Genomic DNA, 8,898 nt, shown 5'->3' on the forward strand with positions numbered 1-8,898 from the left:
GGACGGGTGCCACGGGTGCGTGCGCCGTGTCCGGCGCGGGACCCGCTGCGGGGTGCGCGGGCGGCGCGACCGGGGTGCCGGTCGCGCCGCCCGAGGTGATCACCATGGGTGAGCTCACTCCGCCGTCTTCTCCGCGACGAGGTCGGCGACCGCGTCGAGGGTGGACTGCGCGTCGGACTTGCCCTCGTAGAGCTTCAGGAACAGGTCGCTGATGTCCGTGGAGAGTCCGGGCACGCGCGCCTCCGGCGCGTAGTCCTCGAAGCCGATGTCGCGCATGTCGAGGAAGGTCTGCGCGTGGGCGGGGTAGCCGTCCTCGAGCACGACCTCGTCGGCGCCCGCGATGGACGGCACGGCGTTGCCGCCACCCGAGAGGCGGAAGACCTGGCCCTCGGCCGAGAGGAACTCGGTCCAGAACGTGAAGGCGGCATCCGGGGCATCCGTCTTGCCGTTGATGGCGAGGTAGGAGGTGGCGACCCCGGTCGGCGCCGGCTGCCCGTCGGGCGTCGGCCAGCGGACGATGTCGTAGCTGTCCTGCTCCCCGGCGCTCGAGACGGTGCCGATCGTGTACCGGCCCTGTGCGAAGAAGCCCGCCTGGTGCGTCACGAACACGCTGTCGGCGCCGGCGCCCTCGGGCATCGTGTCGGCGACGACGAAGGTGCCGTCCTGGAAGTACTCGCCGAGCGTCTCGACGGAGTCCACCGTGGCGGCGTCGTCGTTGCCGACGAAGGCCCCGGACTCGTCGTAGGCCGTCCCGCCCTGCGCGGAGATCCAGCTGTAGTGCGTCGCCCAGTAGTTCCAGAACATCGAGCCGATGAGCCCCGCCTCCGCGAGCGCGTCGTTCATCTCGAGGTACTTCTCGGTGGTCCACTCGCCGTTCTCGGCGAGCGTGGCCGGGTCCTCGGTGATGCCCGCGGCCTCGAGGGCCTGCGTATCGTACCAGAGGACGTCGGGGTTGGAGTCGTTCGGAGCGGCGTAGATCTCGCCGTCGGTCTCGGCTGCGCCGAAGAGCCCGGGGAAGAAGTCGTCGGGGTCGGTCCGGCTCGCGTCGGACTCCATGAGGTCCGTGAGCGGAAGCAGCACCCCGGCGTCGACGAACTGGCCGATCTTGTCGTCTCCGATGTAGAAGACGTCGGGCGCGGTGCCGCTCGTGAGCTGGGCGAGGAGCTTCGAGTGGTAGTCGCCGTAGCTGGCGACCGGCTGCAGCTCGACCGTGATCTCCGGGTGCCGCTGCATGAACTCCTCGTTGAACTCCTCGAAGCGCGTCAGTTCCTCGGGGGTGCCCCAGGTCGACCACACGACGGTGTCCTCGTCGGCGCCTCCCCCGCCACCGCTGCAGGCCGCGAGGCCCACCGTCATCGCGCCGACCGCTCCGACCGCGAGCAGACGTCTCGTCATTGAGTTCGCACGGCGCATGGCGCCCCACCTCTTCCGTCATCGTTGATCGCCGGGAACGTCCCAGCACTCAGTATTTTGTATACAGAACTCAGGCGAGGTCAAGTCTCGAATCGGCAACGGCCGTCTCCCGGCGCCCTCAGCCGCCCTTCGGCGCCCGCCGTCGCATCCGCTCGAAGCTCTCTCCGACCGCGGTCGCGACGAGCACCAGCGCGGCGAGCACCCCCGTCGCGAGCGGGTCGAGCCAGGGGGTCGCGGCCACCACGACGACGATGCCGCCGATGCCTGCGAGCTGCGCCCGCATCCACCGCCGCTCGAGGACGCGTCGGAAGAGCACCGTGCCGACGAGGAACAGCAGTGGACCGCCGAGCACGGTCACGACGGCCGCTGCGCTCTGCTCGTGCGGATGGGCCAGCACCTCCTTGTCGCCCACGCCGAGCAGGACGATCCCGCCGACGATCAGCAGGTGGACCCACGAGTACGCCGTGCGCGCCACGCGCCCCGGCGTGTCGGCGGCCTCGATCGCCTCCGACCCGATCCGCTCGCCGTGGTCGAAGTAGATCCACCAGCAGGCGGCCGCCGCGACGAAGGCCGTCACCAGGGCGATGATGCGCACGCCCGACGAATCCTCGGCGACGAACGCGAACCCGGTGACCAGCAGGCCCTCGCCGAGTGCGATCAGCACGAACAGCGCGGTCCGCTCGGCGATGTGCGCCCCCGAGACATCCCATCGCCCGATCTCCATGCGACCGCGCCCCGGCACCGGGTACCCGAGCGTGCTGCCGACCAGCTCGAGCCCGAGCGCCGCCGCCCAGAACGGCAGTTGGGCCGACAGCGGGAGGAGTGCGCCGGCGATCCACAGGGCGGACCCGGCGAGCGCCCACGCGAGCACGTTGCCGAACTCGCGCGAGACCTGGGCGTCGTGGCGCGCCGTCGCCCAGACCATGAACCCGGCCCGCCCGAGCTTCAGGGCGATGTACGCGAGCGCGAACGTCCAGGCGCGGTCGCCGAACGCCTCGACGATGGACGCACTCATGACGAACGCGATGAACGCCAGCACGATCACCGCGATGCGAACCGGTATCCGGACCGGGTCGAGCCAGTTCGTCACCCACGTCGTCGACACCCACGCCCACCAGAGGGCGCAGACCATGATGGCGCCCTCGAGCGCACCGAGCAGCGTCTGGTTCTCGTACAGGTACGCTCCGAGCTGGGTGAGCCCGAACACGAACACGAGGTCGAAGAAGAGCTCGACGTAGGTGACCCGATCGGCGCGCTCCGAGTCGGCGGGGCGCAGCACGTCGGTGCGGAGTCCGATGGCCATGCGGTCATCCTGCACCCTCACGGGCACCGGCGGGCGGATGCGCCGGGGTCACCGGTCGCGTGCGCCGGAGTTCCGGGTTAGCCTGACGTGACCTGCGACGCGGCGGGGCGACCCGACCGCACGCGTGACGTTCCCTTCGACGTGGATGAGGTACTTGCATGGCGGCATCGGCTCGGTCCTACGGCGTTGCGGCGGCGCTCCTGGTCGCACTCGGCCTGACGGCCTGCACGTCGGGCGACGACACGACCGCGCCGACCGGCCCGGTGGTCCAGCTCGGCGCGCCGGGCGAGGAGAACCGTACGATGTCGCCCGAGGAAGCCGCCGGGATCGAGCAGCCGGAGCACACCGACGCCGACATCGCCTTCATGCAGATGATGATCGTGCACCACGATCAGGCCATCACGATGACCGAGTGGGTCGACGAGCGCACCACCGATCGCGACCTGCGGCTGATGGCCGAGCGGATGCGGATCAGCCAGGAGGACGAGACCGAGTTCATGGCGAGCTGGCTGCGCGACCGCGGCACGCCGCTGCAGGGCGACCACCTGGGCCACGCGGCCGGGATGATGCCCGGCATGCTCACGGAGGATCAGCTCGCGGAGCTCGAGGCCGCCACCGGAGAGGACTTCGAGCGCCTGTTCCTGGAGTACATGATCCAGCACCACAGCGGCGCGCTGCAGATGGTCGCCGACCTCCGCGCGGCCGGCGGGGGGATGGAGATCTCGGTGGGCCGGTTCGCCAACGACGTCGAGGGCGACCAGGGCATCGAGATCGCCCGGATGCAGCAGATGCTCGCCGCCCTGGGCGCCTAGCGCGCCGCGGACGGAGGGGATGTCGCGGGCGCCCACGACGCATGACGATGCCCGGCGGTCCCTCGAGACCGCCGGGCATCGTCATGCGGTGGAGGGGGACCCACCGGTCCCCCTCCACCGGGATCAACTGAAGGTCGCCTTCAGGTCGAGGATCGCCTGCACGACCGCCGAGTCGGACGATGCGCCCGACTTCTTGATGGCGTTGTCGAGCTGCGCGATCACGGCCTTGCTGCTCGATCCGTCGGCTTCGAGCGCCGCGGCCTCGGCCAGGTGCTTGCGCACCTGGGCGAGCTGCTTCGCTTCGAGGTCGCCCGATCGCTCCGCCTGGTCGACGTACGACCCGGCGACCGCGAAGCTCGGCGCGTGGACGAGCATCCCCTGCGTCTGCGCGTTGAACACGTCGAGCTCGATCTCGCCCGCTGCGGCGATCTCGTTCGCCGACATCCAGTCGCTCTCACCGAGCGCCAGGCTGTCGAACCCGCGCGCGATCTCGCTGCCGAGCACGTTGCCGTTGTACCAGTAGGTCGACCAGTAGCCGCCGAGCACGAGCCCGGCCGGGTTGATCGGGCCGCGGTCGAGGTACGCGATCTCGACCGGGTTCGCCGTGTCGGTGAAGTCGAAGATCGACACGCCGCCCTGGTACCAGGCCTGCACCATGATGTCGCGGCCCGGCACCGGGATGATCGAGCCGTTGTGGGCGACGCAGTTCTCGGCGGTCGTCTGGGCGGCGGGCAGCTTGTAGTAGCTCGCGAACTCCAGCTCGCCGCCGACGATGTCGAACAGCGCGTTCGCACCCCACGACGGCTCGTGCGTGGCGAGGCATCGGGCTCCGGTGCCGCCGCCCCACTCGTCGGTGAAGATCACCTTCGAGCCGTCGTTGCTGAACGTCGCCGAGTGCCAGTACGAGAAGTTCGGGTCCGCGACCGCGTCGATGCGCACCGGGTTCACCGGGTCGCTGATGTCGACGAGGAGGCCGTTGCCCTGGCACGCTCCTGCCAGCAGCCCGATCTCGGGGAACGCCGTCACGTCGTGGCACGTGTTGGTGTTCGGCGTGGGGCCGTAGAAGCTGCCGCTCGGGTGCAGCTGGGTGCCCGGCAGCGTGTTCTGCAGGCCGTTGTACGCGCCCGTCTCGACATCGGTGAAGATGCGCGGCTGGCTGACGATCGCCGCCGTCTCGGGTGCCGCGAGCGGCACCTGGATGACGTCGATGCGCCACTGCGTGGGGTTGCCCTCGGTGACCGGTTCGGTCGTCAGCGCCGCGTTCTCGCAGCCCTCGAGTTCGAGGGGCGAACGAACGTTGGAGGTGCCCGAGTTGTAGATGTACACGTTGTCCGCGTCATCCGGGTCGGTCACGATCGTGTGCGTGTGCGACCCGCGACACGTCTGCACGCCCGGCAGCTGCACCGGGTTCGAGAGGTCGCTGATGTCGAAGATGCGGACGCCGCGGAAGCGTTCGGGGTCCACGGAGCCGGAGGTGCCCTGCGTTCCGCAGTCGACGCGGCCGTTGGTCGCCTCGACCGACATGAACAGCAGGTCGCCGTGGATCGACACGTCGCCCTGGCCGCCGGGACACACGAACGCCGTCTCGAGCACCGGGGCTGCGGGGTCGGAGATGTCGAAGACCTGGAAGCCCGAGAAGCTGCCGACGACGGCCTTGTCGCCGGTGAACGCCAGGTCGGAGTTGATGACGAAGCCGGCCGGGATGGGCAGGCTCTCCAGGAGCTCGACGCCGCTCGCGGCGATCTCGGCGTCGTACAGACCTCCGCCGAGGCCCACGCGGGGGTCGTCCTCGGCGGCGGCGGCGGTGGCCGTGACGAGCGACGCTCCGAGCAGCACTGCTCCGGATGCCGCGAGCGCTCGTCTGCGCCACGGGACGGGTCTGGGTGAGGATCTCATCGGTGGTGCCCTCTCTCTCTCGCTTCATGAAACGTGGTTCACGCACGATCGACGCCCTCCGACGGGCGGGCCGCACGACGTCGTACGGCCCGCCGGCCCCGGAGGGGCCGATCTCTGCCTCTCACGCTACCGATGCGAACGCATTTACAACAGGATGCGTTTTCCCCAGGCGGGGTCGCTCCACCTGTGACGGCCGTCAGGGGCGCGGCGTAGGCTCGCGGCATCCGGAAATCGAAGGGCGACCCGACATGTGCGGACGATTCGTGGTCTCGCAGCAGGCCGACGACCTCACCGCGGTATTCGACGCCGAGAACGACTTCGCCGACTGGCGACCGTCGTACAGCCTCGCGCCGACCGACACGGTGCCGATCGTGCGCGAGCGCGCCCGCTCCGACACGGGTGAGTTCGTCCGCCGTCTCGAGCCCGCGCGGTGGGACTTCCACCCCGCGTTCATGAAGGAGTCGAAGCGGCCGCAGTTCAACAGCCGCATCGAGACCGTCGCGACGAACGGGCTCTGGAAGGGCGCATTCGCCTCGGGGCGCTGCATCGTGCCGATGCGCGGCTACTTCGAGTGGACGGGCGAGCCGGGGAGGAAGCGCGCGCACTACCTGCACGGCCCCGGTGAGCTGCTCGCCGCGGCGGGCATCTCCACCGCGCGCAAGCTCGACGACGGCACGTGGGAGGTGTCGGCGTCGATCATCACGCGCGAGGCGCGCGATGCCTCCGGCGAGGTGCACGACCGGATGCCGGTGTACCTCCCGCTCGATGCGATCCACCGCTACCTCGACCCCGAGAAGCTCTCCCCCGCCGGCGCGTCGGCGATGGTCGACTTCCTCATCGCGCAGTCCGATCGCGTCGCGCCGACGATCTCCGAGTACGAGGTCGATCCGCGCGTGAACAACCATCGCCGCATCGATCCGCACGACGAGACGCTCATCGCGCCGCTCGGCGATGAGCCGACGCTCGTGTGAGTTCCGCAGCCCGCTCCCGTATGAGAGAGGACCGAACATGAACGACTGGACCGAGGACCAACTCGACCGCGTGGGCGCGGCCGACCAGCTCGAGGTCGCCTCGGTGCGCGACGACGGGTCCCTGCGCCCGTTCACGACCGTGTGGGTCGCCCGTGTCGGCGACGAGCTGTTCATCCGCTCCGCCTACGGACCCGAGAACGGATGGTACAAGCGCGCCAGGGAGGCCGGGGTCGGTCGCATCAAGTCGGCCGGGGTCATCCGCGACGTCGCGTTCGTCCCGGTGCCGACCGACGACACCGCCCTGCATGCCGCGCTCGATGCCGAGTACTCGCGGAAGTACGGCCCGCACCACGCGGCGCACGTCACGGCGACCGTGCTCGGCGACGACGTCCGCGGCGTGACCCTGCGCCTCGACGCCCAGGACTGAAGCGCGGGGGCAGGCGAGCGCCGTCCGTCTCGCGTCCCCCTTCAGCCGCGCCGCCACCAGCGCCGGCGTGCCCGCCGATCGGATTCCTCCTCCGCGCGCCGTCGCTCCGCCTCCTGGGCGGCCAGGCGTCGCCGCTCGCGCCGTGCCCGCCACGCCTCGACCTCGGCGTCGACGTCACGAGTGGGCGTGACGACCGGTGGCCCGCCGAGCAGCTGGCGACGCGCCTCGACCACCCGGGCGTTGAACTCGTCGAGCGCGTCGCGCACGTCGTCCTCGCGGTGCATGCGGTCGAGGCGGTCGTCGAGCTCGGCCGACTCGACGCGGAGCGTGAGCGCGGGCGGTCCGAGCCCGGTGAGCCGTTCCGTCTCGATCTTGCGGCGGATCCACCAGTCCGGGTCGTGTCGGCCGAGGCCCGGGAGCGGCTTGCCTGCGCCGGGCAGGTCGTCGAACTCGCCGCGACGGATCGCCTGCTGGATCACGACCTCGACGTAGGCCGCGCGCTCGGCGGCGAGGGATCCCGCCGTGGTGCGATCGGCGGGTCGCTCCGACGTCGGCTCGACGGAGCCCGTCCGCTCCGCGGCATCCGTCGACCCGGCATCGAGTTCCCCGTCGGCGGTCTCGCCTCGCTCACGCGCCGCTTCGCGCTCCCACTGCTCGAGGCGGTACTGCCATGCCTCGCGTCGCGGATCGTCGACCATCTGCCGCTGCCTCCCGTCCGACCCGGCCGGTGCATCGATCGTAGGTCGCTCGAGCGCGTCTCGCAGGTCGGGGGTCAGCCCGGACGACCGCCGCCGCGTCCCTCCTCGAGGGTCGCGATCAGGCCGCGGAACTCGTCGGGCGTGATCTCACCGCGTGCCAGCCGCTCCTCGAGGATCTGCCTGGCGCGATCGGGTTGCGAGCCCCCGGCGGCGGGCGGGCCGCCCGAGTGCCCCGCCTGACCCGAGCCGCCGGATCCCGAGGCAGATCGCACGAGCAGCACGACGAGGACCACGATGCCGCCGATGACGAGCGCGCCGAACAGCAGCCCTGGGAGCCACATCCACCATCCGCCGAAGCCGTAGTCCCACATCATCGGCGCCACCTCCTCCGTCGGCAGCCGGGCGGCATCCCGCCGGGCACCCCCCAGTCAACGTCATCGCGAGCGGGTCGACCGGGTCGTTGGGCCCGGCGACCCGGGCTCCGCGGTTACCGGCGCCCGGTCACGTCACGTCGCGCCCGGAACGAGGACGGTCACCGAGGCGCCGAGGTCGTCGGATGCCACGATCCCGCGCGCGTCGGCGAGGAGCAGCCACTGCTCGTCCCCTCCGACGACCGCCATCGCCTCGACGGCGCCGCTCGCACGTCCGTGCGCCGTCCACTCGTCGCCGCGGAGGCGCTGGACGGTGCCGTCGACGTCGATGCCGACGAGGTCGCCGGCATCCGTCGCGACGACCAGGACGAGGGCGGGCGCACCGTCGACCCGCGACCAAGTGGCGCCGGCGTCGTCGCTGCGCATGAGGCCCTCCGCCGTGGTCGCGTAGATCCGATCGGGAGATCCGGGATCGACCGCGAGGTCCCGTGCGGCGATCGGCGGGGCCGCCGCCCAGGTCGCACCCCCGTCGTCGCTGACCCGGACGGTGCCGTCTGCGGAGTCGAGTCCGTAGACCCGCAGTCCCCCGCCGGGGAGCTCGGCAGCCTCGAGGTCGTGGAAGTCGACCGCTCCCCGGAGGGAGACCGGCGTCCACGTGCGCGCCCCGTCCGTGCTCGACATGAGGCCGAGGTTCGGCGCCTCGAGGTCGTGGTCGTCATCCGCGCCGGGATGTCCCGATGCGAGCAGCAGCCCCGGGCGGGCGACCGTGAAGCCCATCGTGTCCTGGCGGTTCCCTCCGACCTGCACGGGCTCGGCGGGACCCGCCCCGGCACCCGGATACGCCTCCGGCATCGCGCCGGTCGGGAGCTCCCAGACGCCGTCGTGCGTCGCCGCGTACGTGCGGTCCGAGACCGGATCCCAGCCGAGCGCGTGCACGTGGCCGAACGCGGCCGCCGGTGCGGGTTCCGGCTCGGGCGGCGACGTCGGGGCGCACGCCGCGAGCACCG

At 71.3% G+C, this 8,898-nt stretch carries 9 protein-coding genes; 3 read left to right on the plus strand and 6 right to left on the minus strand.

All coding sequences use genetic code 11. The annotated features are described in order from the left end of the window. Nucleotides 1-114: 114 nt before the first annotated feature. Both ESO86_RS06965 and ESO86_RS06970 read right to left on the minus strand, forming a co-directional pair. On the minus strand, nucleotides 115-1,395 hold the full coding sequence (locus ESO86_RS06965; RefSeq protein WP_242492249.1) for an ABC transporter substrate-binding protein: 1,281 nt from the start codon (nucleotides 1,393-1,395) through the stop codon (nucleotides 115-117). A 136-nt stretch (nucleotides 1,396-1,531) separates the two neighbouring features. Next, nucleotides 1,532-2,716: a low temperature requirement protein A gene (locus tag ESO86_RS06970; protein WP_129234248.1), complete on the minus strand. Its 1,185-nt coding sequence runs from the start codon at nucleotides 2,714-2,716 to the stop codon at nucleotides 1,532-1,534. Nucleotides 2,717-2,874: 158 nt separating this feature from the next. Here ESO86_RS06970 and ESO86_RS06975 point away from each other — a divergent pair, with 158 nt between their 5' ends. Next, a complete protein-coding gene (locus ESO86_RS06975) occupies nucleotides 2,875-3,528 on the plus strand; it encodes a DUF305 domain-containing protein (protein ID WP_129234249.1) in 654 nt (217 codons plus the stop codon). Nucleotides 3,529-3,651: 123 nt separating this feature from the next. Here the strand turns inward: ESO86_RS06975 and ESO86_RS06980 are convergent, their stop codons facing one another. Beyond that, entirely contained in the window at nucleotides 3,652-5,424 is a 1,773-nt protein-coding gene (locus ESO86_RS06980) for an LVIVD repeat-containing protein (RefSeq protein ID WP_129234250.1), read from the minus strand. 248 nt (nucleotides 5,425-5,672) lie between these two features. Between ESO86_RS06980 and ESO86_RS06985 the strand changes: the two genes are divergently transcribed. Next, on the plus strand, nucleotides 5,673-6,395 hold the full coding sequence (locus tag ESO86_RS06985; protein WP_129234251.1) for an SOS response-associated peptidase: 723 nt from the start codon (nucleotides 5,673-5,675) through the stop codon (nucleotides 6,393-6,395). Nucleotides 6,396-6,432: 37 nt separating this feature from the next. Further along, a complete protein-coding gene (locus ESO86_RS06990; RefSeq protein WP_129234252.1) occupies nucleotides 6,433-6,822 on the plus strand; it encodes a DUF2255 family protein in 390 nt (129 codons plus the stop codon). Between the two features lie 41 nt (nucleotides 6,823-6,863). Here ESO86_RS06990 and ESO86_RS06995 read toward each other — a convergent pair whose 3' ends face one another. The 3 genes from ESO86_RS06995 to ESO86_RS18655 form a co-directional block, all read right to left on the minus strand. Next, entirely contained in the window at nucleotides 6,864-7,520 is a 657-nt protein-coding gene (locus ESO86_RS06995; protein WP_129234253.1) for a DnaJ family domain-containing protein, read from the minus strand. Between the two features lie 74 nt (nucleotides 7,521-7,594). After that, nucleotides 7,595-7,894, minus strand: a complete 300-nt coding sequence (locus ESO86_RS07000) for an SHOCT domain-containing protein (protein WP_129234254.1) — start codon at nucleotides 7,892-7,894, stop codon at nucleotides 7,595-7,597. Between the two features lie 132 nt (nucleotides 7,895-8,026). Next, on the minus strand, nucleotides 8,027-8,898 hold an 872-nt coding region (locus ESO86_RS18655; RefSeq protein WP_165307451.1), incomplete at its 5' end, for a F510_1955 family glycosylhydrolase.

The sequence above is a fragment of the Agromyces binzhouensis genome (assembly GCF_004135055.1).
Lineage (GTDB): Bacteria > Actinomycetota > Actinomycetes > Actinomycetales > Microbacteriaceae > Agromyces > Agromyces binzhouensis.